The sequence below is a fragment of the Streptomyces hygroscopicus subsp. hygroscopicus genome (genome assembly GCF_030269125.1).
Taxonomy (GTDB): Bacteria; Actinomycetota; Actinomycetes; order Streptomycetales; family Streptomycetaceae; genus Streptomyces; species Streptomyces hygroscopicus_C.
The window spans coordinates 66,130-89,952 of record NZ_BSSM01000016.1 but is presented as its reverse complement, the minus strand read 5'-3'; the positions used below and the strand labels follow the sequence as shown (position 1 = coordinate 89,952).

At 74.1% G+C, this 23,823-nt stretch carries 23 protein-coding genes; 12 read left to right on the top strand and 11 right to left on the bottom strand.

Annotated elements, in window-relative coordinates:
• Positions 1-26: 26 nt before the first annotated feature.
• Positions 27-1,181, top strand: coding sequence for an aromatic acid exporter family protein (locus QSK45_RS29780; protein ID WP_285561986.1), 1,155 nt, complete (start codon positions 27-29; stop codon positions 1,179-1,181).
• A 6-nt stretch (positions 1,182-1,187) separates the two neighbouring features.
• Here the strand turns inward: QSK45_RS29780 and QSK45_RS29775 are convergent, their stop codons facing one another.
• The 6 genes from QSK45_RS29775 to QSK45_RS29750 all read right to left on the bottom strand — a co-directional run bounded on the left by QSK45_RS29775 (position 1,188) and on the right by QSK45_RS29750 (position 8,949).
• Entirely contained in the window at positions 1,188-1,691 is a 504-nt protein-coding gene (locus QSK45_RS29775; protein ID WP_285561985.1) for a molybdenum cofactor biosysynthesis protein, read from the bottom strand.
• A 9-nt stretch (positions 1,692-1,700) separates the two neighbouring features.
• Positions 1,701-2,315, bottom strand: coding sequence for a hypothetical protein (locus tag QSK45_RS29770; protein WP_285561984.1), 615 nt, complete (start codon positions 2,313-2,315; stop codon positions 1,701-1,703).
• Between the two features lie 60 nt (positions 2,316-2,375).
• The gene (locus QSK45_RS29765; protein ID WP_285561983.1) at positions 2,376-3,224 is read right to left on the bottom strand and encodes a lysozyme; all 849 of its coding nucleotides are present in this window, start codon (positions 3,222-3,224) and stop codon (positions 2,376-2,378) included.
• A 126-nt stretch (positions 3,225-3,350) separates the two neighbouring features.
• Positions 3,351-5,243, bottom strand: coding sequence for a M1 family aminopeptidase (locus QSK45_RS29760; RefSeq protein WP_285561982.1), 1,893 nt, complete (start codon positions 5,241-5,243; stop codon positions 3,351-3,353).
• An 829-nt stretch (positions 5,244-6,072) separates the two neighbouring features.
• Entirely contained in the window at positions 6,073-6,729 is a 657-nt protein-coding gene (locus tag QSK45_RS29755; protein ID WP_285561981.1) for a maltokinase N-terminal cap-like domain-containing protein, read from the bottom strand.
• Positions 6,730-7,338: 609 nt separating this feature from the next.
• Positions 7,339-8,949, bottom strand: a complete 1,611-nt coding sequence (locus tag QSK45_RS29750; RefSeq protein WP_285561980.1) for an adenosine deaminase family protein — start codon at positions 8,947-8,949, stop codon at positions 7,339-7,341.
• Positions 8,950-9,179: 230 nt separating this feature from the next.
• Between QSK45_RS29750 and QSK45_RS29745 the strand changes: the two genes are divergently transcribed.
• Both QSK45_RS29745 and QSK45_RS29740 read left to right on the top strand, forming a co-directional pair.
• Positions 9,180-9,425, top strand: coding sequence for a DUF5133 domain-containing protein (locus tag QSK45_RS29745; RefSeq protein ID WP_285561979.1), 246 nt, complete (start codon positions 9,180-9,182; stop codon positions 9,423-9,425).
• Positions 9,426-9,618: 193 nt separating this feature from the next.
• The gene (locus QSK45_RS29740; RefSeq protein WP_285561978.1) at positions 9,619-10,536 is read left to right on the top strand and encodes an SGNH/GDSL hydrolase family protein; all 918 of its coding nucleotides are present in this window, start codon (positions 9,619-9,621) and stop codon (positions 10,534-10,536) included.
• A 69-nt stretch (positions 10,537-10,605) separates the two neighbouring features.
• On the opposite strand, the gene pgm is transcribed toward QSK45_RS29740, so the two are convergent.
• Complete coding sequence (pgm, locus tag QSK45_RS29735) at positions 10,606-12,246, bottom strand: phosphoglucomutase (alpha-D-glucose-1,6-bisphosphate-dependent) (protein WP_285561977.1); 1,641 nt, start codon at positions 12,244-12,246, stop codon at positions 10,606-10,608.
• 154 nt (positions 12,247-12,400) lie between these two features.
• Between pgm and QSK45_RS29730 the strand changes: the two genes are divergently transcribed.
• Positions 12,401-13,024: a DUF4328 domain-containing protein gene (locus QSK45_RS29730; RefSeq protein ID WP_285561976.1), complete on the top strand. Its 624-nt coding sequence runs from the start codon at positions 12,401-12,403 to the stop codon at positions 13,022-13,024.
• Positions 13,025-13,037: 13 nt separating this feature from the next.
• Here QSK45_RS29730 and QSK45_RS29725 read toward each other — a convergent pair whose 3' ends face one another.
• Positions 13,038-13,877, bottom strand: a complete 840-nt coding sequence (locus QSK45_RS29725; protein WP_285561975.1) for a chitosanase — start codon at positions 13,875-13,877, stop codon at positions 13,038-13,040.
• 303 nt (positions 13,878-14,180) lie between these two features.
• On the opposite strand from QSK45_RS29725, the gene mgrA reads away from it, so the two are divergent.
• From mgrA to QSK45_RS29700, 5 genes are all read left to right on the top strand, one after another.
• A complete protein-coding gene (mgrA, locus tag QSK45_RS29720; RefSeq protein WP_285561974.1) occupies positions 14,181-15,224 on the top strand; it encodes an L-glyceraldehyde 3-phosphate reductase in 1,044 nt (347 codons plus the stop codon).
• A gap of 107 nt (positions 15,225-15,331) precedes the next feature.
• Complete coding sequence (locus tag QSK45_RS29715; RefSeq protein WP_285561973.1) at positions 15,332-15,502, top strand: hypothetical protein; 171 nt, start codon at positions 15,332-15,334, stop codon at positions 15,500-15,502.
• A 19-nt stretch (positions 15,503-15,521) separates the two neighbouring features.
• Positions 15,522-16,145 (top strand): DedA family protein, encoded by a 624-nt coding sequence (locus QSK45_RS29710; RefSeq protein WP_285561972.1) that lies wholly within the window; start codon positions 15,522-15,524, stop codon positions 16,143-16,145.
• A 122-nt stretch (positions 16,146-16,267) separates the two neighbouring features.
• Positions 16,268-16,441, top strand: a complete 174-nt coding sequence (locus QSK45_RS29705; RefSeq protein WP_285561971.1) for a CsbD family protein — start codon at positions 16,268-16,270, stop codon at positions 16,439-16,441.
• Positions 16,442-16,700: 259 nt separating this feature from the next.
• Positions 16,701-17,141 (top strand): ATP-binding protein, encoded by a 441-nt coding sequence (locus QSK45_RS29700; RefSeq protein WP_285561970.1) that lies wholly within the window; start codon positions 16,701-16,703, stop codon positions 17,139-17,141.
• Here the strand turns inward: QSK45_RS29700 and QSK45_RS29695 are convergent.
• Complete coding sequence (locus QSK45_RS29695; RefSeq protein ID WP_285561969.1) at positions 17,124-18,776, bottom strand: thiamine pyrophosphate-binding protein; 1,653 nt, start codon at positions 18,774-18,776, stop codon at positions 17,124-17,126. The two genes, QSK45_RS29700 and QSK45_RS29695, sit on opposite strands and share 18 nt — an antisense overlap.
• A 200-nt stretch (positions 18,777-18,976) precedes the next feature.
• Here QSK45_RS29695 and qcrB point away from each other — a divergent pair, with 200 nt between their 5' ends.
• From qcrB to nrfD, 3 genes are read left to right on the top strand one after another with little or no spacing between them, the layout of a single operon-like run.
• On the top strand, positions 18,977-20,608 hold the full coding sequence (gene qcrB / locus QSK45_RS29690; RefSeq protein WP_285561968.1) for a cytochrome bc1 complex cytochrome b subunit: 1,632 nt from the start codon (positions 18,977-18,979) through the stop codon (positions 20,606-20,608).
• Positions 20,609-20,623: 15 nt separating this feature from the next.
• Positions 20,624-21,646, top strand: coding sequence for a 4Fe-4S dicluster domain-containing protein (locus QSK45_RS29685; protein WP_285561967.1), 1,023 nt, complete (start codon positions 20,624-20,626; stop codon positions 21,644-21,646).
• Positions 21,646-22,665, top strand: a complete 1,020-nt coding sequence (gene nrfD, locus QSK45_RS29680; protein WP_285561966.1) for an NrfD/PsrC family molybdoenzyme membrane anchor subunit — start codon at positions 21,646-21,648, stop codon at positions 22,663-22,665. The genes QSK45_RS29685 and nrfD overlap by 1 nt, the downstream gene beginning before the upstream one ends.
• On the opposite strand, the gene QSK45_RS29675 is transcribed toward nrfD, so the two are convergent.
• Entirely contained in the window at positions 22,646-23,320 is a 675-nt protein-coding gene (locus QSK45_RS29675; protein WP_285561965.1) for a haloacid dehalogenase type II, read from the bottom strand. The two genes, nrfD and QSK45_RS29675, sit on opposite strands and share 20 nt — an antisense overlap.
• On the bottom strand, positions 23,310-23,813 hold the full coding sequence (locus QSK45_RS29670) for a hypothetical protein (RefSeq protein WP_285561964.1): 504 nt from the start codon (positions 23,811-23,813) through the stop codon (positions 23,310-23,312). The genes QSK45_RS29675 and QSK45_RS29670 overlap by 11 nt, the downstream gene beginning before the upstream one ends.
• Positions 23,814-23,823: the final 10 nt, after the last annotated feature.

Sequence of the window (23,823 nt, the reverse complement as noted above, 5' to 3'; positions counted from 1 at the left end):
GCGGGCCCACTGGTCACCCGGCGCCTATGCGATATGGGCGTGCGGACGCCGTACGACGGGCAGGGCGCGCCGTGCGGCTGGATCTGTCGGCGGCGGTGGGCGGTCTGCGTCGGGCCTGTGCCGGGCCCGGCCGGGAGCGGGACCTGGCCGCGCAGGCGCTGAAAGCGGCCCTGGCCGCGTGGCTGACCTGGCTGATCGCGGGCTGGTGGCTGCACGCGCCGGTGGCGTTCGTCGCGCCCTGGGTCGCGGTGGTGCTGGTGGAGTCCACCGTCTACCGGTCGATCGCGCACGGGCTCCAGCAGCTCGGGGCGATCACCGCGGGTACGGTCACGGCGACCGCGGCCGGCCTGGTGCTGCACAGCACCGCGGTGGCGATGGCGGTGGTGCTGCCTCTCGCGCTGCTGCTCGGGCACTGGCGGCGCCTGGGCGACCAGGGCGTCTACGCGGCCACCGGCGCCCTGTTCGTGCTCACCGACGGCGCCGTCACCGTCACGACCTCCGCCGCCCGGATCGCTGCGTCGCTGTTCGGCGCGGCGATGGGCATCGCCGTGAACGCGCTGGTCCGGCCGCCGCTGTATCCGCGCGACACCCGAGCGGTGCTGCGGGACGCGACCGAGGAGGCCCACGACATCCTGCACGCGGTGGCCGACGGGCTGACCGGCGGACGCTGGGACGCCGAGGAGGCGAGCGCCTGGCACGACCGGGCGCTGCGGTCGCGCCGGCTGGTGGACGACGCCCGCTCGGCGCTGGAGTGGAGCCGCGAGAGCCTCCGCGCGAACGTGCGCCGCGGGGCCGTACCCGTGCCCGGCCAGGGGTACGACGACGCCCTCGCGGTCCTGGACCACGCCGCCGTGCACACCGCGGGGGTGACCCGCACGGTGCTCGAGGTCGCCTCCGAGGACCGCGCGGCACCCCGCCCGCACCCCGGACTCGCCCTCGGCTACGCCCGGTTCCTGTGCCGTACCGCCCGCGCGCTGCGCCTGTACAGCCACAGCCGTTTCGACGCCGCCTGCGAGGACGAGCTGCGCACCGAGGTGACCGCCCTGCGCGCCGCCCTCGGCACCCTGCGCCGGGACCTGGCGCGCTCCACCACCGACGATCCGGACGACCTCGCCACCTACGGCACCCTGCTGGCCCAGGCCAACCGCCTGACCGACCGTCTCCTGGCCTCGTCCGCCTGACCGTCCTCACGCCCCCGCGGCCCGCACCACCCCGAACTCGGCGTCCCCCACCGCGAGCACACCGTCGCTCACGGGGCGGCACCGCACTCCCCCGCCGCCGCGCAGCGCCCGCTGGGCCCCGGGGCCGAGGGTGACCTCCATCCAGGCGCAGGGCCGCGCCGCACCGCGCACCTCCAGCTCCACCCGTCCGGCGCCGCAGTCGAGGAAGACCGTCGCGCCGATGTGGGCGTCGATGTCGACGCCGCACAGCAGGACATTGCGCCGGGTGAGCAGCAGACCCGGTTCCGGCGGGCCCGTACGCGGCAGCCGTTCGGCGGCCATGAGGGTGATCGAGGCATTGCGGTGCGCGGGCCGGTTGAAGTACCGGTCGCCGACGATGCCGAGCCCCGCGCGCACCTCCGCCCGCTCCACCAGTTCGTCGGCCGGCAGCTCGGGTACGCCGTCGCCCGGCCGGCCCGCCAGCCGGTGCACCGGGGAGACCAGCAGCTGGAGGATCTCGACGCGCGCCACGTCGCGAGCCTACTCGGCGTCCCGTTCCAGGCGGTCGAGGAGTTCCAGCAGGCCCAGGGCGCCCGCCGGCTCGACGGCGTTCAGGGAGGGGGTGATGGCGGAGCGGAGGGCGTGGACGGCCGACAGGGCCTCGCGCAGGGCGACGTTGGCGGCCTCGACGCCCGACGCGATCCGCAGGCCCTCGCCCACCCGGGCGTAGTCGGCGAGCGCGGCGCCGGCCAGCCGGCGGGCCTGCTCCGGGGTGACCGCGCGCCGCACGTGGTCGATGGTCGCGATCAGCCGAGGGACGCCCCGGACGACGAAGGTGAACCGCTGGGTCCCCGTGGAGACCTGGATCTGCTTCCTGATGCCGCGCGAGGTGTCCCGGACGTCCGTGATCAGGGGCAGGAAGACGCTGAACCGGCCGCGCAGACGGTTGGCCGGGTGGGCGTCGAAGACGAGCCGGTGATCGGTGACGTGCAGCTTGCCGCCGATCGCCTCCTTGCCCGCCATGCCGACCGTCCACATCAACCGGTCGAAGACGAACCGGCTCAGCCCCGCCGCGTCCACCGAGACGACGGCGTTCGCGTTCTTGCCGAGCCGCACGGCCTCGCCGGGCAGCAGATCGTGCGCGCCGAACGCCATCGGGCCTCCCCCTGGTCGACGGCCACCGGGGCGCGGCACGCCGGGCCCAGGGTAGTGGGGTCAGCCGGCGGCGAAGGTGTCGAGCTGCTCCTTGCCGCCGTTGAAGCGGTCGTGGTCGCCCACCGTCTTGCCGGTGGAGGTGTACTGCCACATCGTGTAGTACGCCCAGCCCGCCGGGAGGGTGCCCACCGTCGAGGCGTAGCGGGCGATCCACAGCGGACTGCTGCCGAACCCGGCGTAGTTCCCCGTGCACTTGGTCCACCAGTTGGTGGCCGTGTAGATCACGGCGGCGCGGCCGGTGCGGACCTTGTAGCGGTCGAGGAAGTCACCGATCCAGGTGACCATCTGGCTCTTCGACTTGCCGTAGCAGTCGCCGCCGTACGGGTTCCACTCGATGTCGAGGACCCCGGGCAGCGTCCTGCCGTCCGCCGACCAGCCACCGCCGTGGTCCACGAAGTAGTCCGCCTGGGCGGCGCCGCCGGTGGTGTCGGGGGTGGCGAAGTGGTAGGCGCCGCGCACGATGCCGACGTCGGAGGAGCCGGTGTACTGCTGGGTGAAGTAGGCGTTCTCGTACGACGTCCCTTCCGTGGCCTTGGCGTACGCCCAGCGCACCCCGCTGTCGTACAGGGTCGACCAGGCGACGTCGCGCTGGTAGCTGGAGACGTCCACGCCCTCGGTCTGGCCGGTGCGGGAGTCGGAGAGCGAGTCGGTGGCGGTGCCGGCGGCGGAACCGTCGTGGGCGAGGACGCCCATGCCCATGTAGGCACTGCCCCGCTCGGGGGTCACGGCGCCGCCTCGGGGCACGGCCGCCGGGACCGACAGGGTGAGGAGGAGGCCGGTCAGCACGCCGGTGACGGTCAGGCGTGAGCGGCCCCGAATGAGGGGTATCGAGCTTCGCACGGCTTCCATCTGACCCGGCATCGGGCCGCGGCGCACTCCGGGTTCCGCCCAACGAAGGCGGCTACCGGCCGGGTTGGGCCATCCGGGTGGCCACCGGCCGGCCGGGAGCGAGGGCCCGCGGCCGGCCGGCGCCCGTCAGCCGTCGATGCGGTGCTGGGTCCAGAAGGAGGTCAGGTCCGTGCTGGTGGCGGCCTGGGCCGCGGCCTTGAAGTCGGCCGTGGTGGACACGCCGTACCAGTGCGCGGTCGCGTAGTCCTTCAGCAGCTTGGCCATGGCGGTGTCACCGATGAGGCGCCGGAGGTCGTGCAGCGCGCATTTGCCGTAGCCGTAGACCACGGTGGAGTAGCGGGAGGAGTGGGCGTCCCAGTAGGCCATCGAGTTGGTGATCTTCTCCGTGCTGGAGGCCCAGGAGACGCCGCTCCAGCAGTTGGTGCCCGTGTTGCCCTGGGCGAGGTCGGTCGAGTAGTCGGCGAACGACTCGTCCAGCCAGGGGTTGTTGTACTCGTCGTCGCCGACGATGCCGTACCACCACTGGTGGGCGATCTCATGGGTGAGCGCGGTGCTGCTGACCAGGTCGAGGACGAAGCCGGGGTACTCCATCCCACCGAACCAGAAGTTGTTGTCGAGGACCGCGTCGAGTTCGCCGTACGGGTAGGCGCCGAAGCGGGCGGCGTGGGCGTCGACGGCCGACTTGGCGGTGCTGAGCATCGACTGGGCGCTGGTCGAGCTGATGCCGGAGACGGAGTAGACGTTCACCGCGACGCCGGCCGGCGAGGTGCCGGAGATCTTGGTGAAGGGCCCGGCGGCCCAGGCGAAGTCACGGACCTGGGAGGCGGTGGCGGTGGTGACGGTGCGACCGCTCGTGCCGGGGGTGTCGGTGGAGGTGCCGGTGGCCGGGACCAGCAGGCTGCTCGGGTGGTCGAGGGTGACCTTGAAGTCGGCGGCCAGGGAGTAGAACGCCTCGCCGTTGTCCGTGTACGGATCCAGGTGCCAGCCCGTGCCGTCCCGGACGGCGAGGACGGGCAGCGCGTTGCCGATGAAGTTGTACGCGCCGTCGTGCCCGAAGCGGTCGGCGCCGCTCGGCACGGTGATGCCGAGGTCGAAGCCGATGGTGGCGCTCTGGCCCTGGGCGAGCGGGGCCGGCAGGGTGATCTTCAGGGCGGTGCAGGCCACGGAGAGGTCGCCGGCGGTGCCGCCGGTGACGTTGCCTACCTTGATGGGCATCGCGTCGCAGGTGCCGTGGTAGTTGTCCCACAGCCGCAGGTAGACCTCGTTCAGCGCGGTGGCGGAGGCGTTGGTGAACGTCGCGCTCTCGTGGCCGGTCCAGGTGGTGCCGCTCGCGTCGCTGCTGAGGTTCACGGTGTACGAGGGGGCGGCGGGGGTGCGGGTGGTGTCGGTGGGCGGGGGCGTGGTGCCGCCGGAGGTGTCGAGGGCGATGTCGTCCAGCACGAAGCTGGTCTGGAGGCTGGAGTCCTCGGTGCCGGTGAAGGACAGGGTCACCGTCTGCCCGGCGAAGGACGACACGTCGAACGACTTCTGCGCGTAGCCGCTGTTCTTGTCCAGGTTGGACCAGCTGGCCAGGGTGGTGCCGCCGATCTTGGCGGTCAGCTTGTCGTAGGCCGTGCCGGACGTCGTCTCGGCGGTGTCGACGTGCAGCCAGAAGGTGAGGGTCGCGGTGGCGCAGCCACTCGGGATGGTGACGCTCTGGCTGAGGGTGTCGGTGTGCGTCTGTCCGGTGCCGTCCAGCCAGGCGTACCAGCTGCCGCCGTGGGGGCTCTGCCCGGTGCGGTTGGTGATCACGGTCGACGCGGACGGTGTCCACGCCGGACTGCCGTTCTCGAAGCCGCCGTCGGTGACGACCTGGGCGGGGGTGCAGTCGGCCGCGGCGGACACGGGGGCGGTGCGGGCGGCGGCAGCGGACGCGGGGGCGGTGTGCGCGGCGGCGGGGACGGCGGGGAGGAAGAAGGCGGCCAGTGCGGCGGCGGTGAGCGCGGCTACGCCTGCGGCCTTGTGGGGGGTCGGTCTCACACGCTACTCCTTTGCGGCGGCCGGGGTCCCGGCCTGCTCGACGACCGCCCGGCCGGCAGGGGTGCGCCGGGGCGGCCGCGGATGGGGCTTGCGCGAGCGCTGTGCTGAGCAACCGGTCGCACCCGCTGGGGCCGGGGCGACGACTGCCGAAAGAGTGCCAGATTTGACCCGTCCATGCCAGACGGCTCCGCCGGTTCGGCCGGGGAAGGGGCGCGCCCTGGAGCAGGCGCTGGTACCTCCGGGGCTCACGAGCCGGGGGTGGAAGGGCCGGGGACCGGCAGCCGGGGCCAGGGCCGGGACGACACCGAGGGCCGGGGCCCGGTCGCAACGGCCTTATCTCGCACCGAAGTCGGGATCTGGTCCGCAACGGCCCTGGCCCGCACCGGAGGCATCCCGTCGCAACGGCCCTGGCCCGCGCCGAGGTCGGGACGGTCGGCAAGCGGAAGCCCGGAGACGGGGACGGCCGGGGACCGGCGGCCGCGAGGGTCTGCCCCGCAGGCGAAGAACCGGAGCGGAACGACCGGGACCGACGGCCGAGCGAAGACACCGGGCCCGAGACGGCCGCACGGCGGAAACGAGAAACGGAACGGCCGGACCACCACCGCCCGAAGCAAGCCGAGAGGCCACGATAGCCGGAACCGACAAGCCGATCGGGAGCCGCCCCGGGGACGGAAGGGCCGGGAACCAGTGTCCGGAAGCGGGGGTGCGGCGGAAGCGGAGAGCGGGGCCCGGACGGCCGAGAGCGGGAGCCGAGGCCGGTTCGGGGACGGCGTCGGGGCGAGCGGCTTCCGGCCGCCACCCGGCTGTCGCGGGCGGCGGCCGGTCGCGGTCAGGCCGAGCGCAGCGTCATCAGGACGGCACGCAGGCGGTCTCCGTCGGGGCCCGGCCAGCCCGTGGCCACGTGGCCGAGGGCGCCCTCGGCCGGGAGCGGCGGGTTGGCGGTCGTCGGGGCGAGGACGCGGTGGACGTGGAGGACCGTGCCGTTCGGGGTGGGCACACGGGTACCCTCCGGGCCGTCGGCCGGAGCCGGGGTGAACCCCTCCAGAAGGAGCGCGCCGCCCGTGTGGGCGCGGGTCACCTCGTGGTCCGGGGTGTCCGTGATGCTCTGGGCCATCGCCTGCGCCTTGCCCTCGATCAGCAGCAGCAGCTCGGTGACCAGCACCGGGTCGCACAGCCCGTCGTACGCCCAGCGCTTGCCCAGGACGCCGTGCTCCATGGTGCCGACGAGCGCGTGCTCGGCGCCCTCGAGCGGCGCGCCGCGGTAGCTCAGGGGCACCAGGTAGGCCGTCCGCTCGGGGCTCGTCGTGTCGGTGGCGACCATGATCTCGATGCCGACCTCGCCCTCGGGGTCGTCCAGCCGGAAGCCGCCGGACTTCTCCAGGGCCGGGGTGCCGGGGCCGCCGCGGTACCAGGGACGGCCGGGCAGCCACTCGGCGAGCAGTTCGACCTTGGACGGCGTGAGGGTGGTGTGATGGATGACGGCCATGGCGGTGCTGGTCTCCCCGGTGTGCGCGTACTGATCACGCCCAGCCTCGCACACCGTCCGCGAGGACCGGTGCCGATGCCGGCGCCGCCAGGGGTCGGGGGCCTTCACCGGTCACCGGCCCGCAGAGCACGGTCCCCGCTCCCGCGCGGTGCGCCCCGCGCGGGAGCGGGGCGGCAGGGACGCCGTGGACGAGGCGGCGGAGCCGCCCGGCCGATCGGCGCGCGGCCCGGGAAGGCAGGGTGAACGCCGAGGCACACGTTGACCGGTGTCCCTCGAACGTGACGGTGAGGTCCGCGAGCCGGACGTACCCCGGCGCCGAACGGACGCCGGGGTCGAGCACCGCCGCGCCGCGCCGAGCCCGCGCGGCTCCCGGCCCGTGCGCCGGCGGACGGGCGGTCCCGCCGGGAGGGCCCGGAGCGCGATCGGACGAAGGCGGTCGCCCGGTGAAGGTGACGCGCTGTGATGACGTCGCGGAGGTGGCACCGCCGCACCGCCGGTTGACGCGCCGTCGCACGACCGCCGGCCCCGGCGGCCGCGCTCCCGAGCAGGCACCCCCGCGGGCCGAGGGGCCGCGCCGAACCGCTGTGCGGGACCGGCGCGGTCCTCACGTCAGCCCCGGGCGTGCGCCCGCTCGAACGCCGTGAAAGCTGCCTCCTGGCGCCATTCCAGTCGCGCCCTGGCGCTGCCGTCGAGGAGCCGCCGGCAGGCGGCGCTCCGCACGGGCTCCCCGGGGCGTTCGGCGCGGCAGGCCGCGACCGGGTGGTAGCCCTGGGCGGTGGGGTTGCCCTGCCACAGGCTCGCGCCGGGCAGGAAGGCGTACTGGAGCGAGGCGCGGGCGAGGTCCTTCAGCTCGGGGTAGCCGAGGCCGTAGGTCGCGGCCGCGTACTGGTACTCGTGGCTGATGTCGATGCGCGAGACGCCGGGGTCGTCGGTGGCGAGGACGACCGGGACGCCATAGCGGCGGTACGTGGTGAAGGGGTGCTCCGCGCCCTTGACGCCGAGGATCTGCGCGTTGCTGGAGAAGGGCACCTCCACGGCGATCTGCCGGGCCGCCATGGTGCGGGCCGTGCGCTGCCAGTCGTCCTCGTGCACGAGGTCCACGCCGTGTCCGACGCGCTGGGCGTGCGCGACGTCGACGGCCTCCTCGATGTGGGACTTCAGCGCCTCGGGCTTGACCAGTCCGGGCCACAACTCGCCCGCGTGCAGGGTGACGTGGGCCTTCGGGTACTGCGTGCGCAGATAGCCGACCATGCGCATCTGGAGGCTGTAGTTCCGCAGCGAGCTGTCCCAGTCCTCGGGCTGCACCAGGTTGACGGCGACGAAGCGCGGGTCCGCCTCGGCGAGCCGCATGCCGAGGTCCAGCTGGGTGAAGACCCGCACCGGTGAACTGCCGCGGGACGCCTGGGAAATCCAGCGGACGGTGAGCCCGCAGGCGGGCCGGGCGCCGGAGGTGCCGCAGTGCTCGGTGGCGCGGAACTCGGCGTCGCCGCCGTCGGCCTCCTCGCGGGCGTCGGCGACCAGTCGGTCCAGCCTGCCGCCCGCGACCAGCTTGCGGTGCAGGGCGGCGAGGTCGTCGTCCCAGCCGACCGCGTCGGCGAGCTTCTTCGCGCCGTCGGAGGCGGGGGTGACCATCGTCTCCAGGTAGGACTGGTTGTTGGCGACGACGGTGTCGGCGACCTGGGCGAGCAGCTTGCCCCGGTGCCGCCAGGTGACCTCGCCGAACTTGCCGAAGGTGTCGAAGAAGTGGTCGTGCCCGTTCTCGTCGGGCGGGAAGTCCTGCATCGACCAGGCGCGCACGATCGCGTCGTGGAAGGCGCGGTCGGTGCGGGCGTCGGCGGCCGGGCGGGTGCCGGCGCCACAGGGCGGGGCGACCGCGGTCATCGTCGCGGTGTCGACGCACAGGCCGTCCTCGGCGGCCAGTTCGATGAGGTAGTCCGTGCTCACCGCGCCGGAGAGGTGGTTGTGCAGGTCCCCGCCCTTGGGGAGCTGCCGGAAGAACTCCCGCAGGGCCGCGGGCCGGTCCTCGACCGAGCGGAGATAGGCGTCGGTGCGCGCCTCGGCGGCCGTGGCCGGCCGGGGCGGCGGCGCGGCGGGCCGGGCACCCGCGTGCGCGGGCTGCGCGGCGGCGGGCAGGGCGGACAGCAGGGACAGGACACTGAGGGTGCCGAGCACGGCCGGAACGACCCGGCGCGGTACGGCACTTCGGGTGTGCAGACTCACACGGGCATGATCAGCGAAGGAGTAGGGCGACGGGGGCGCGACCGGCACACGGCGGCCGGAGAGCACCCGTCCGAGTGACGCACCCGTCTCCCTGTCCGGTACGGAGGCATGGACGCCACGGACGCCACGGACGGCACGGAGGGGACCACCGGGGCGGCATGCCGGACGCCGGCGGGGGTAGTCGCGCATGCGACTTCGTACATCGGCGACACACCAGGGAGGCCGACCCCATGCTGATGGCACACCCCGCCGTACTGAAAGACCTCATCGCCCAGTACGAGACCCTCGCTCTGCTCGGCGCCGAGGAGAGCACGCCGAGGGCGCGACAGCGGCTCGCGGACGTCTCGTACACGCTGTGCGTGGCCACCGGCACGCGGGACGTCGACATGGCGCTGATCGCGGCACGCCACCGGCTGTCCGGGGCTCGCCCGGAGGACGACTCGCTGCTCCAGGAGGCGGCGGCATCCGGCGTCTGACGCCGGGGCGCGGGGCCGCACACCGCCGTCGGCACCGCGCCCCACCAGCGGCTCCCGGCCGCGCTCCCCCCAACTCATGGGCTCCCGCTTCTGGTCGGCGGGACCTGCCGAACGGTATACAGGCCCAGTCGATCGCGTGAGGGCCGCTCCATGGCGCCGCCGTCCGCGCCGTGTACCGGTCCCAGGGGGAACCATGACGAACGACGGACGTACGACGGACGGGGCGAGAGCCCGGCGGCGGGCCGCGGTGCTGGCGGCGGCGGTGGGCGGCTGCGCCCTGGTCGCCGCGTCCACCGCACCGGCCACCGCGCATCCGGCGGGGCACGGCCACCGCCTCGACTACGTGGCGCTCGGCGACTCCTACACCTCGGGCCCCGGCATACCCACCCAGGTGGACGCCGACTGCGCCCGCTCCGACCACGACTACCCCTCGCTGGTGGCGCAACGGGAGGGGGCGAGCAGCTTCACGGACGCCAGCTGTTCGGGCGCGACGACCGCGCAGATGTGGCAGGCCCAGGGCGGCAACCCGCCCCAACTCGACGCCGTGTCACGGGACACGGACCTCGTGTCGGTCCAGATCGGCGGCAACGACGTGGGGTTCGGCACCATCATCGGCACATGCGCCCGGCTCGGTGTCCAGGACCCCACGGGCAACCCGTGCGAGCGCGCCTACGAGGCGTCCGGGCAGGACCGGTTGGCGCTCGCGGTGCGGCAGACCGCGCCGAAGATCGCCGAGGTGCTGCGGGCCGTGCACGCGCGGGCGCCGCACGCCCGGGTCGTGGTCGTCGGCTACCCCGACCTGCTGCCCGACGACGGCGTGGGCTGCTTCCCGCAGGTCCCCTTCGCCCAGGGTGACTTCGCCTATCTGCGGGACACCGAGAAGCGGCTGGACCTGATGCTGCGCACGGTGGCGGCCCGCAACCGTGCGGAGTACGTGGACACGTACGGACCGACGATCGGGCACGACATGTGCAAGGCGCCGGCGGACCGCTGGATCGAGCCGCTCCAGCCGGCCGCGCCCGCGGCCCCGGCCCACCCCAACGCCCGGGGCGAGGAGGCGATGGCGCAGGCGGTCGTGGACCGGCTCGCGGGGGACCACGGGCACCACTGATCCGGGCGCGGCGGCCTCCGACGGTGTACCGGAGGCCGCCGCGGACCGCGTCCGGGTACGGGCCGCCTCTCAGCCGCCCAGCGCGCTCCGCACCACCGCCCGCGCCTCGTCCTGCACCCGGGCCAGGTGGTCCGGGCCGAGGAAGGACTCGGCGTACACCTTGTAGACGTCCTCGGTGCCGGAGGGCCGCGCGGCGAACCAGGCGTTGTCGGTGGTGACCTTGATGCCGCCGATGGCGGCGCCGTTGCCGGGCGCCTCGGTGAGCACGGCGGTGACCGGCTCCCCGGCGAGGGTGTCCGCGGTGACCTGGGCCGGCGACAACTTGCCGAGCAGGGCCTTCTCCTCGCGGGTCGCGGGGGCGTCGATGCGGGCGTAGGCGGGCTCGCCGAAGCGGGCGGTCAGGCCCGCGTAGTGCTCGGACGGGGTCCTGTCCGTGACGGCGGTGATCTCCGAGGCGAGCAGGGCGAGGATGATGCCGTCCTTGTCGGTGGTCCACACCGAGCCGTCCCGGCGCAGGAAGGAGGCGCCGGCCGACTCCTCGCCGCCGAAGCCGAGGTCGCCGCCGATCAGTCCGTCCACGAACCACTTGAAGCCGACGGGCACTTCGACGAGGCGGCGGCCGAGGTCGGCGGCGACCCGGTCGATCATCGTGGAGGACACCAGGGTCTTGCCGACGCCCGCATCGGCGGACCACTGCTCGCGGTGCCGGTAGAGGTAGTCGATGGCGACCGCGAGGTAGTGGTTGGGGTTCATCAGTCCCGCGTCCGGGGTGACGATGCCGTGCCGGTCGGCGTCGGCGTCGTTGCCGGTGGCGATGCGGTACGTGGCGCGCTGCTCGATCAGCGAGGCCATCGCGTAGGGCGAGGAGCAGTCCATGCGGATCTGGCCGTCCCAGTCCAGCGTCATGAACCGCCAGGTGGGGTCGGTGTGCGGGTTGACCACCGTGAGGTCGATGCGGTGCTGTTCGGCGATCCGGCCCCAGTAGGCCACGGAGGCGCCGCCGAGCGGGTCGGCGCCGATGCGCACCCCGGCCGCGCGGATGGCGTCGAGGTCCAGCACGCTCGGCAGGTCGCCGACGTAGGTGCCGAGGAAGTCGTGGCGGCCGGTGGTGTCGGCGGCGAGCGCGCGGGCGTACGGCAGCCGTCGTACGTCCTTCAGACCGCCGGTGATGATCTCGTTGGCGCGGTCCTGGATCCAGGAGGTGGCGTCGGAGGCGGCCGGACCGCCGCTCGGCGGGTTGTACTTGAAGCCGCCGTCGGCGGGCGGGTTGTGCGAGGGGGTGACGACGACGCCGTCCGCGAGCCCCGTGGCACGGCCCCGGTTGTGGGTGAGGATGGCGTGCGAGACGGCGGGGGTGGGCGTGTAGCCGTCCGCGCTGTCGATGAGCACGGTCAGCCCGTTGGCGGCGAACACCTCCAGCGCGGTGACCTTCGCGGGCTCCGACAGCGCGTGTGTGTCGGCGCCGAGGAACAGCGGGCCGTCGACGCCCTGTCGGGCCCGGTACTCGCAGATGGCCTGGCTGGTGGCGGCGATGTGGTCCTCGTTGAAGGCGCTCGCCAGGGACGAGCCCCGGTGCCCCGAGGTCCCGAAGGCCACCCGCTGCGCCGGGTCGGCGGGGTCCGGGTGCAGCGCGTAGTACGCCGTGACCAGCCTCGCCACATCGACAAGGTCCTCGGGACCGGCCGGCCGGCCGGCTCGCTCGTGCGCCATGAGTGCGTTCCTCCGCGTCGGTTTCGGTCGCTCGCTCCCGCCCATCTTTGCTCGTCAGGAGCATGACGCGCGAGTGCGCCTCACCTTATGATCCGCTGATCACCGCGCCGTCCCCGCCACCCGTGCGGGGCGCTTCACAGACAGGCCCGCCACCGTGACCGCACCCGCCCCCCTGCACGTCGTCGAAGCCCCCTGGATCGCCGCTCGGTGCGCGCAGGTCGCCGTGGTGGCGGTGGTCGCCGTCGACTTGACGCGGGCGGTGTCCGTCGGCTCCCGGCCGCGGCACGCGTTGCCCGCGGGGGCCTGGTTCACGCCGGTCCTCGTGTGGGGGATGGTGCTTTCGGCCGCGGTGTTCCTGGTGTGGTTCGCCCGCTGCCGGCGCAACGCCCACCTCCTCTCCCACGGCACGGTGAACGGGTTCTCCCCGGCCTGGGGCGTCCTCGCCTGGCTGATCCCCGTGGTCAACCTCTGGGCGCCGTGGGTCCTGGTGCGGGACGTGCTGCGCGCGAGCACGCCCGGCGACGGCGCCCCCGCACGTTCGGACGCGCTGGTGAACGCCTGGTGGGCGGCCTGGGTGGCGCACACCTTGTTCGCCCCGATATGCGCCTGGTACGGCGTCGGCGGGTCGCTGCCCGCGGAGGTGGCGGCGGAGGTCCTCTACGGCGCGGCGGCCGTGCTCGCGGTCGCCGTGATCCAGCGGGTCACGGCGCGGCAGGCCGCCGGGATCGCCGCGGGGGCCGTGGCCCCCGCGCCCGCCGGTCCGCCGCGGACCTCGTAGCCCAGGACGGCCGTCAGCCGATGTGGTAACTGTCGCCGTACACCTTCCAGTCGAGCGGGGTCCTCAGGTCGAGGTTGCCCTTGCGCAGGAAGACGCGCTGTTCGGTGTCGACGCGGGTGGTGTCGCTGTGGGCCTCCTCCTGCTTCATGGCCCATACCCGGGCGTCGAGGAAGGCGTTGAGGTACGTCTTCTCGTCGCCGCCCCGCGCCGGCGGCTTGGCGGTGCGCAGGGCGCGCTTCCTGATGTTGCGGAAGCTGGTGGGGTCACCGCCGTCGCCGTGCATGACGATGGCGTCGTAGTAGCAGAACTGGCCGAGGGCGCGCAGTCCGTCGGTCTTGCCCTGGGCGACCGCGGGATCGAAGTACACGCGGTCGCGTTCGTCGTCCTGGCACCTCTGGAACGCCGTGTCCCGCGCGGCCTTGCGCCAGTCCTTGGGGAAGTCGGGGTCGAGGCCGGAGTGCGAGTCGGTGCCGTTCACCCTGCGCAGGGCGGGCAGGTACCGGGCGAGGACGTTGCCGGGCTCGCGGTCGGCGTAGAGCGTGACGAGGTCGAGCATGTCGCCGGTGCCGGAGCAGAACCCGATGATGCCGGCGGTGTAGCCGCGGCCGTCGCCGATGTCCTCTATGTACTTGTACTGGGCCTTCCAGTCGAGCGAGGAGTTCTCCGCGCTCGACACCAGCTTCATCGCGATCTCCTTCTTGGCCGGGTCGTCGAGACCGGGCGCGGGGGCAGCCTGCGCCGTGGTCGCGCGCTGGACGCCGAACGCGGCGCCGGCGGCCACGGCGCCGAGGGCGGCGACGAGGGTGCGGCGAGAGAGGCGGGCGGGGGCTGTCTCGCGGTGTGTGTGCGCCACGGGGGCTCCAAGTGAAGGTGGGGGGTGGCGAGTGGACCAGTACGAGGGCGGTGCGAGTACTGGTAGGAAAGTTTCCTATCAGAGCCGCGGGACGCCGGTAACCCGACCCGGGCGAAGTTCGTAGGATCCGACAGACCCCGCACGGAGTCCGCGGAACCCGCCCCGGCCCGGCCGCATTCAGAAACCGTCCTGCTCAATTCCATCCGGGTGCGCAATTGGACTTGTGGATCACCTCGGAGCAGGGTGGACAGACCCCCTCAGGCCCCTGGGGGCACCCCTACCGCACCACCCGGAGAACCCCCGATGACCCACGTCGCGGACCCCGCTCGCTACGACGGCGCCATGCGCTACCGGCGCACCGGCCGCTCGGGCCTGGACCTGCCGGTCCTGTCCCTGGGCTACTGGCACAACTTCGGTGACGACCGCCCCTTCGAAACCCAGCACGAGATCGCCCTGCGCGCCTTCGACCTCGGAATCACCCACCACGACCTGGCGAACAACTACGGCCCCCCGTACGGCTCGGCGGAGGCCAACTTCGGCCGGCTGATGCGGCGGGACCTCGCGCCCTACCGCGACGAGATGGTGATCTCCACCAAGGCGGGCTGGGACATGTGGCCGGGCCCCTACGGGCAGGGCGGCGGGTCCCGCAAGTACCTGCTGGCCTCGCTGGACCAGTCGCTGCGCCGGACGGGCCTGGACTACGTGGACATCTTCTACTCCCACCGGCTGGACGCGAGCACGCCACTGGAGGAGACGATGGGCGCCCTCGACACGGCCGTGCGCCAGGGCAAGGCGCTGTACGTCGGCATCTCCTCCTACGACGCGGAGCGCACCCGGCAGGCCGCCGCGATCCTGCGCGACCTCGGCACCCCGCTGCTGATCCACCAGCCGTCGTACAACATGTTCAACCGCTGGATCGAGACCGACGGCCTGCTGGACGTGGCACAGGAGGAGGGCTTCGGCGTCATCGGTTTCACGGCGCTCGCCCAGGGGCTGCTGACCGGCCGCTACCTGGACGGGGTCCCCGGGGACTCGCGGGCGGCGCGCGGAACGTCGTTCGACTCCTCCTGGCTGACCGAGGACGTGCGACGCCGGCTGCGCGCCCTGAACGACATCGCCGCGCGACGCGGACAGACCCTGGCCCAGTTGGCGCTCGCCTGGGCGCTGCGTGACCAGCGGGTGACCTCCCTGGTCATCGGCGCCTCCCGGACGGAGCAGCTGGAGCAGAACGTGGCGGCGCTGGAGAACCTCGACTTCACCGACGAGGAGCTGACCGAGATCGACACGTACGCCACCGACGGCGGCGTCGACCTGTGGCGGGACGCGCGGCTGGGAAACCTCGACTGAGCGGATCGATGTGACGCACGTCACAGAAATCAGGGATAAATAAGACTTAATCTGGCAACTCGGACAGTCTTACCGATCCCTTACGAGCACAAGGAGCCGCTCACCGCATGGTGCACGCAGCCCGCCCCAGTCACATCCCGCCGCCCCACCCGGACCTGAGCCGCGCCCGCGACTGCGAGCGCTGCCTCGGCTGGGGGACCGTCGTCACCCGCGACGGTGAACACGCGCTGTGCCCCGGTTGCCAGCCGGCCCCCGGCGCCGGGGGCCGGCTCCGCTGAGGGCCCGTACCGTTGAGGCATGGCCGCCCCTCCGCTTCCGGGACCGCTGGCTCATCTGGCGCCGCTGCTCGGCCACTACGGCTACTGGGCCGTGGGTGCCGTGATCCTCGTCGAGGACTTCGGCATCCCGGCTCCCGGCGAGACGATCCTGCTCGCGGCCGGGGTGTACGCGGGCGCGGGTGAGCTGGACATCGTGAAGGTGGCGCTCATCGCGTTCGCCGCGGCCGTGGTCGGGGACAACATCGGCTATCTGATCGGGCACTTCGGCGGTCGCGCCTTCGTGCACCGCTGGGGGCGGTACGTCTTCCTCACGCCGAAACGGTTCGCGGCCGCGGAGCAGTTCTTCGCCCGGCACGGCGGCGTGATCGTGACCGTGGCCCGGTTCATCGAGGGCCTGCGCCAGGCCAACGGCATCGTCGCGGGCACCTCGGGCATGCACTGGCGCCGCTTCCTCGCCTTCAACGCCCTCGGCGCGGCCCTGTGGGTGGGCCTGTGGACCACCCTCGCCTACCTGGCGGGCAGCCACATCGACAAGGTCTACGCCGACATCAAGCGCTACGAGGTCTACTTCCTCGCGGCCCTCGCGGCCCTGGCCCTCGCGCTCGTGGCCCGCCACGCCCTGCGACGGCGCCACGAGCGCTGAACCCCGGGGCCCGCGGCCGTGCCGGCCCGGACAAGAGAGGGCGGCTCATCGGTTTGAGGGGCGTCGCAGTGGCAAACCGAATGGCGAACGGACATCACGAGACGTTGGGATGTGAGACTCCGATGGCTGGCAGCCAGAAGGCGAAGGGCAAGGCGGAGCAGGCCAAGGGCAAGGCGAAGGAGGCCATGGGCCGCGCCGTCGGCAATGAGCGCATGGAGGCCGAGGGTCGCGCGGAAGGCGCGCGCGGAGACGCCCGGCAGGCCAAGGAGAAGGCGAAGGACACCTTCAAACACTGAGGCCCGCCGTCGGCCCTGGCGCTGACCCGGACGACCGATCGCAGCGGGTCCCGGGGAGTCCGTCCGAGCGGATTCCCGGGGCCCGTTGTCACGTCGGCACCCCTCCCCGTCAGGGGTCCGTGCGCAACCGGAGGATTCCCGGCGCACGTCCCCTTGATCGACGGACCAGCGGGTATCCGGGCAAGGACGGCACGTTCCCACGCTCGCGGGAAGGGACCCCGAACCCGGAGGGAAAAGGGCGACGAGTATGGACATCCCGATGAGGACGCATGCGAGGACGCGCGACTCGCGCTACGACCGCACCTGGGACACCGGCATGTGCAGCAGCGCCGACGCACGCGACGCCGTGGCCGCCCTGCTCGCCTCGGCGCACCCGGCGCCGGCCCGGCGCTCGGTGCAGGACGCGCAGCTCGTCGTGAGCGAACTGGTCACCAACGCGGAGAAACACGCCCCCGGCCCATGCGCCCTCAGCCTGGAACTGGGACCCGGCGCCCACGCGCTGCGCATCTGCGTGACGGACACCTCCACCCAACCGCCGCGTTCCCGCCCGCCCGATCCCGGGCGCGTGGGCGGCCACGGGCTGCACCTGGTGACGATGCTCTCGCGGAACCTGGAGGTGACGGTGCTGCCCGAGGGCAAGCGGGTCACCGCCACGGTGCCGCTCGTCACCGAACGCGCCGCCTCACGCCACGGCGGCTGAGGTGGCGACGGCCGCCCAGTCCGGCGGGATCTCCGCGTCCACCACGAACTCCAGCAGCACGGGCCCCGGGCGGGTGAGCACGTCGGCCCAGACGGAGGCGACGTGCCGGGGACGGTCGCAGCGCACGGCGGGCAGCCCGGCGAGGCGGGCCCACTCGGCGTAGGGCATCGCCGGGACCTCGGCGGACAGCGGGATCAGCGGATCGCCGGCGGCGGCCCGGCGCTGCCAGGTGAGCCGGTTGAGGTCGCCGTTGTTCAGGACGCAGAACACGAGGGGCGGCAGTCCACTCAAGAAGGCCAGGTGGCGTCGTACGGTGATGAGTTCGTTCAGTCCGCCGCCCTGGAAGGCGCCGTCGCCGACGAGGGCGATCACGGGCCGTTCGGGGACCGCGAACTTGGCGGCGACGGCGTAGGGCACGGCCGCGCCGGGCAGGCCCAGGTGTCCCGACAGCAGGGAGCGCATCCCGTTGCGCAGCCGGAGGTGGCGGGTCCACCAGTCGAGCGCGGTCCCGGAGTCGGTGACCACCACGGCCCGGTCGGGCAGCCGCTCGGACAGCTCGGCGACGACCGAGCGGGGGTTCACGGAGGTGCCGAAGTAGCGGTCGGCCTTCGCCCGCCCCTCGGCCCGCCAGGTCCGCACCGTGTCCTCGACGCGGTCGCGCCAGGCGCGGTCGGTGCTCCGGCGCAGCAGCGGGATCAGCGCTTCGAGCGCCGCCGAGGGATCGCCGGTCACGCGGACGGCGGCGTCCGGAGAGGGCTCACCGGCCGCCCGTACGGCCGCGGCGCGCGGGGAGTCCTCCGGTTCCACCGCGACGGTCCGGCAGCGGCCGGGGGCGGGCAGCACCACGGGGTCCAGGTCCTCCGCCCCCACGAGCAGCAGCGTGTCGCACTCCTCCAGCAGCGTGGCGGCGGCCGCGCTGCCGAGCCGTCCCACGACGCCGGCCTGGTACGGCAGGTCGTCGGGCAGCGCGTCCCGGGCGAGGGCGGTGACGGCCACCCCGGCGCCGAGGAGCGAGGCCACGCCCGCCGCCTGCGCCGCCGCCGCGCGCCCGGCGTTGCCCAGGACCACGGCGGGCCTGCGGCCCGCGGCCAGGACGCCGGCGGCACGGCGGAGACGCCGCTCGTCGGGCCCTCCTCGTGACCGCGCGGGCTCCGGGCCGCCGTCACCGGCCGGCCCGCTCGGTGCCGTGGCCTCCAGGACATGACGCGGTACGACGAGACTCGCGACCCCCCGCTCGGTGAGCGCGGCCCGCACGGCCCGGTCCAGGGCGTCGGGCAGTCGCTCCGGGCGGGACACCGGCTCGCAGAACACGGACACCTCCGACAGATGCCGCACGGCCGGGTCCCCGTCCGCACGGCCCGCCAGGGCGAGCACCGGCGCCCGGTCGGCCGCCGCGTCGTACAGGCCGCCCAGCAGCCGCAGCACGCCCGCGCCGGGCGGGGCGAGGCAGCAGCCGAGGCGGCCGGTGAGCTTGGCGTGCGCGCACGCCATGAGGGCGGCGGACTCCGCCCCGCGCGCCTGCACGAACCAAGGGGCTCCGAGCGCGCGGAGCAACGGGTCGAGCGCCGGGCCCGGCACGCCGTACACCCGGTCCACGCCCGCGCCCCGCAGCCGGGCGGCCACGACCTCGGCCATGTTTCCCACGGTGCCCTCCTCGCGCGCGGCCCACTCCTCCGGCCGCCCGGGTAGCCCCGCGCCCACCCGCGCAAACGGCACCCGCGCGGCGGCCGGGGTCCGTTTCGGACGCGCGGAGCGCGGGCACCCGTGCCACGCTCGAAGGGGAGCACCGAGAGTGAACGACCCAGCACCGGGCGGAGGGCGAGCACGCAGTGGCGGTGTCGGAACAGCGGCGGTCGTCCCGGCGCGCGGGACGCGGCGGGCGTCTGGTGCGGGCGCTCGACCAGCGCCTGCCGGTCTCCGCCGCGGGCAAGGAGTTCCTGCGCAAGTCGTTCCCGGACCACTGGTCGTTCCTGCTGGGCGAGTTGGCGCTGTACAGCCTGCTGGTGCTGGTGCTCACCGGGGTCTGGCTGACGTTCTTCTTCCGCCCCGGCATGGCCGAACGGCCGTATTCCGGGCCCTATCCGCCGCTGCACGGCACCATGACGACCGAGGCGTACGCGTCGGTGCTGCGCATCAGCTTCGAGGTGCGCGGCGGGCTGCTGACGCGGCAGACGCACCACTGGGCGGCGCTGGTGTTCGTCGGCGCGATCGGGGTGCACCTGCTGCGGATCTTCTTCACCGGGGCGTTCCGGCGGCCCCGCGAGGTGAACTGGACGGTCGGTGTGACACTGTTCCTGTTCTCCCTGCTGGAGGGCTTCTGCGGCTACTCGCTCCCCGACGACCTGCTCTCGGGCACCGGACTGCGCACCGCGCAGGGCATCGTGCTGTCGATCCCGGTCGTCGGCACGTACCTGTCGTTCTTCGTCTTCGGCGGCCAGTTCCCGGGGCACGCGATCATCCCCCGGCTGTACGTGACGCACGTCCTGCTGGTGCCGGGCCTGCTGCTGGCGCTGCTCGGCGTGCACCTGACGTACGTCGTGGTGCACAAGCACACCCAGTGGCCGCTGCCCGGCCGCACCAACCGGAACGCGGTCGGCAAGCCCCTCGTCCCCCAGTACGCGGCGAAGTCGGCGGGCCTGTTCTTCGCGGTAGCGGGCGTCCTCGTGGCCATGGGCGCGCTGTTCCAGATCAACCCGATCTGGTCCTTCGGTCCGTACCGCGCCGACCACGTCTCGCTGGACTCCCAGCCCGACTGGTACGTGGGCTATCTGGAGGGCGCGCTGCGGCTGATACCGGGCTGGGAGACGAACGTCGCCGGGCACACGATCGTCTGGGACGTCCTGCTGCCGGGCGTGCTGCTGCCCGCGCTGCTGTTCGCCGTCCTGTACGGCTTCCCGTTCTTCGAGCGATGGCTCACCGGCCCGCTGCCGGAGCGGCATCTGTGCGACCGGCCACGCAACCAGCCGACCCGCACCGCGCTCGGCGCGGCGGCCGTCGCGGCGTACGGGGTGCTGCTGACGGCGGGCGGGCAGGACGTGCTGGCGTACCGCTTCGGGCTGCCGATGGACTTCGTGACCCGGTGGCTGCGCGCCCTGCTGTTCGTGGTGCCGTTCCTGACCTACCACGCCACCAAGAGGGCCTGTCTCGGGCTCCAGGCGTCGGACCGGCAGCGGCTGTCGGACGGCGAGGCGACCGGCGAGGTGCGGCGCACGGCGGGCGGCGGGTACGAGGAGGCGCACACCCTGCTGTCCCGCGAGCGGGCCTACCGCATCCTCGTGCGCGAGGTGCCGAGGCCGCGCGCCGAGGGCACCGAGGTCTGGCGCTGGTTCCGCCGGCACCGGCTGCGCAACGCGCTGAGCCGCTGGTACTTCGCCCGGAGCGTGGAGATGCCGGCCACGCCGTGGCAGCGGCACCGGGTGGCCGCGGTACGGGCGGCGCCCGACGAGGTACCCGGACGGGAGTCGTGAGCGAGGAGGCATGCCATGAGCGACGGCCGTGAGGTCCACGGGAACCAGTGGTACGGCCCCCAGCCGAACGTGGCCGGCGCGGCCGGTTACCCGGACGCCCCGCCGCGGATGGGGTTCTTCACCGACACCTCGGTGTGCATCGGCTGCAAGGCCTGCGAGGTGGCCTGCAAGGAGTGGAACGCGGTACCGGAGGACGGCCTCGAACTGACCGGCATGTCCTACGACAACACGCAGGGCCTGGGCGCCGACACCTGGCGCCACGTGGCCTTCGTCGAGCAGCGCAAACCGTTCGGCGGGCAGGAGCCCGGCGTCCGGCACGAGGACACGGACGTCTTCGCGGCCGCGGCCCGGCTCGGCACCGACGCCGCCTCCCCGGGCCCCGGCGCCACCGCTCCCCCGCCCGGACACGCCCCCGAGGGGGCACCGGCCGGCCGGATCTCCCCGCTCTCCCCCGACGGCCGCACCGAGCTGCGCTGGCTGATGGCCTCGGACGTGTGCAAGCACTGCACCCACGCGGCCTGCCTGGACGTGTGCCCCACGGGCGCGCTGTTCCGCACCGAGTTCGGGACGGTCGTCGTGCAGGAGGACGTCTGCAACGGCTGCGGCTACTGCGTGCCCGCCTGCCCCTACGGCGTCATCGACCAGCGCGAGGACGACGGCCGGGTGTGGAAGTGCACGCTGTGCTACGACCGGCTGGGCGCCGGCATGGAGCCCGCCTGTGCCAAGGCGTGCCCGACGGACTCGATCCAGTTCGGGCCGCTGGACGAGCTGCGCGAGCGGGCGCGGGGCCGGGTGGCGCAACTGCACGCGGCCGGGGTGACGGACGCGCGGCTGTACGGCGAGGACCCGCGGGACGGGGTCGGCGGCGACGGCGCGTTCTTCCTGCTGCTGGACGAACCCGAGGTCTACGGGCTGCCCCCGGACCCGGTGGTCACCACCCGGGATCTGCCGGACATGTGGCGGCACGCGGCACTGGCGGCGGCGACGCTGGTAGGGCTCGCGGTGGGTGGATTCGTCGGTCGTTCGAGGAGGGCGTGATGAGCGGACCGGACGGCACCCGGCGCGGTGCCGGGGACGAGCGGCCCGGCCGGGAGGCGCCGACCGGGGCGTACGCGGGGCGGCGCAGGCGGCGGCGCGGTCGGGGCGAGCAGCCGATGGTGCCCGACGCGTCGTTCTCGTCGTACTACGGCAGACCCGTGCTGAACAAGCCGACGTGGAAGGCGCTGGACATCGCCGGGTACCTGTACCTCGGCGGCCTGGCGGGGGCCTCCTCGCTGCTGGCGGCGGGCGGCCAGCTGACGGGCCGACCGGGGCTCGCGGCCCCGGCGAAGCTCGGAGCGGCCGGCGCCATCTCCCTCTCCCTCGCCGCGCTGGTGCACGACCTGGGCCGCCCGGCCCGGTTCCTGAACATGCTGCGGGTGTTCAAGCCGACCTCGCCGATGAGCGTGGGCTCCTGGATCCTCGTGGGCTACGCGCCGCTGACCGTGGCCGCCGCGGCCACCGAGGTGGCGGGCCGCTACCGGCTGGTGGGCTCGGCCGCGACGGTGGCCGCGGCCGTGCTCGGCCCCGCCGTGGCCACCTACACCGCGGTCCTGCTCTCGGACACGGCGGTCCCCTCCTGGCACGAGGGCTACCGCCGGCTGCCCTTCGTCTTCGCGGGCTCCGCGGCGACGGCGGCCTCCGGCCTGGCCCTGGTCGCCGCCCCGACCGCGCAGGCCGGCCCGGCCCGCCGGATGGCCCTGCTCGGCGCGGCACTGGAGCTGGGCGCCTTCCAGCTGATGAAACGCGGGATGGGTCTGCCGGCCGAGCCGTTCGACCAGGGCCGGCCCCGCGTCCTGCTGCGCGCCTCCGAGGCCCTGACCGTCGCGGGGGCCGGCCTGGCCCTCCTCTCCGGCCGCCGCAGAGACCGCCGCGTGGCGATGGCCGCCGGCGCCGCGCTGCTCACCGGCTCGGCGGCCCTGCGCTTCGGTGTCTTCCACGCGGGCGTGGCCTCGGCGGAGGACCCGCGGTACACGGTGGTACCGCAGCGGGAGAGGCTCACCCGGCGGGCGGGTTGAGCTTCCGCGCCAGCTCGGGCAGCGAGGAGGCGGTCACATCGGCGGGGTGCTGGGCCGAGGGGTACGGCCGCGGGGCCCGGCACAGCCAGGCGGTGGCCAGGCCCGCGCGGGCGGCGCCGTCGAGGTCCCAGGGGTGCACCGAGACCAGGAGTGCCGCGGCGGCGGGCACGGCCGCCGCGGCCAGCGCGTGCGCGTAGGCCTCGCGGGCCGGTTTCCAGCGGGCCGGGGCGGCCACATCCAGGTGAGCCTCGAACAGGCCGGTCAGGCCGGCGCGGTCGAGGACGGCACGGGTGGTGTCGGCGGCGCCGTTCGTCAGGGTGAGCAGCCGGAACCCGGCCGCGCGCAGGGCTCGTACGCCCTCGGGCACGTCCGGGTGCAGGGGCAACTCCGCCAGACCGGCCAGGATGTGGTCCGCGGCCCGGCCGCCGAGGCCCTCCTCGGCCGCCAGTGCCCGCAGTCCGTCCCGGGCGACGGCCGCGAAGGACGCGTATCCGCCGGCGAGGGTCAGGGCCACGCCGTCGCGCAGCACCCCCGCGAACCAGGCGGCGAGGAGGTGGCCGGGCAGGCCGGCGGCCGTGAGGCGCTCGGCGAGCGGGCTCATGTCGGTGAGCGTCTCGTTGACGTCGAACACCACGACCCGCGGGTCAACGGGCAAGGGGATCGCCTCCGGACGCGTTCGGGGCGAGGCGCCGCGCCTCGCGTTCCTCGCGGTCGGCCCAGGACCACGTGAGCGCCGCCGCCGCGCCGCCGAGGGGCAGCATGCCGACGATCATGGCCAGGCCGGCCGCCGAGTGGCCGGCGGCGATGACGGCGACCGCGGGCAGGTCGAGGAGGGGGGCCGCGAGGAAGAGGTACAGGCAGCGGGCCCCCTCGTCCAGGCGGTGGCGGGTGCGGGTGAGCACCGGGAGCCAGAAGAGGACGGCGGTGACGGGCAGGAGGGATTCCGTGACGAGGGCGGCGCCCGGTGGGCCCAGGTCCGCGAGACCGGCGAGGATCGCCCAGGCGTGGGTCAGGACCAGCAGGGGCAGGGCGAGGGGCGCGGGCACGCTGATCCGGTTCCACAGGGGGGAGTGCCGCAGGGCGCGGACGGCGGCCGGGACCGCGACGGACACCAGGAGCGCCGACCAGGCCATCCCCGTGACGGACATGGACGCCGCG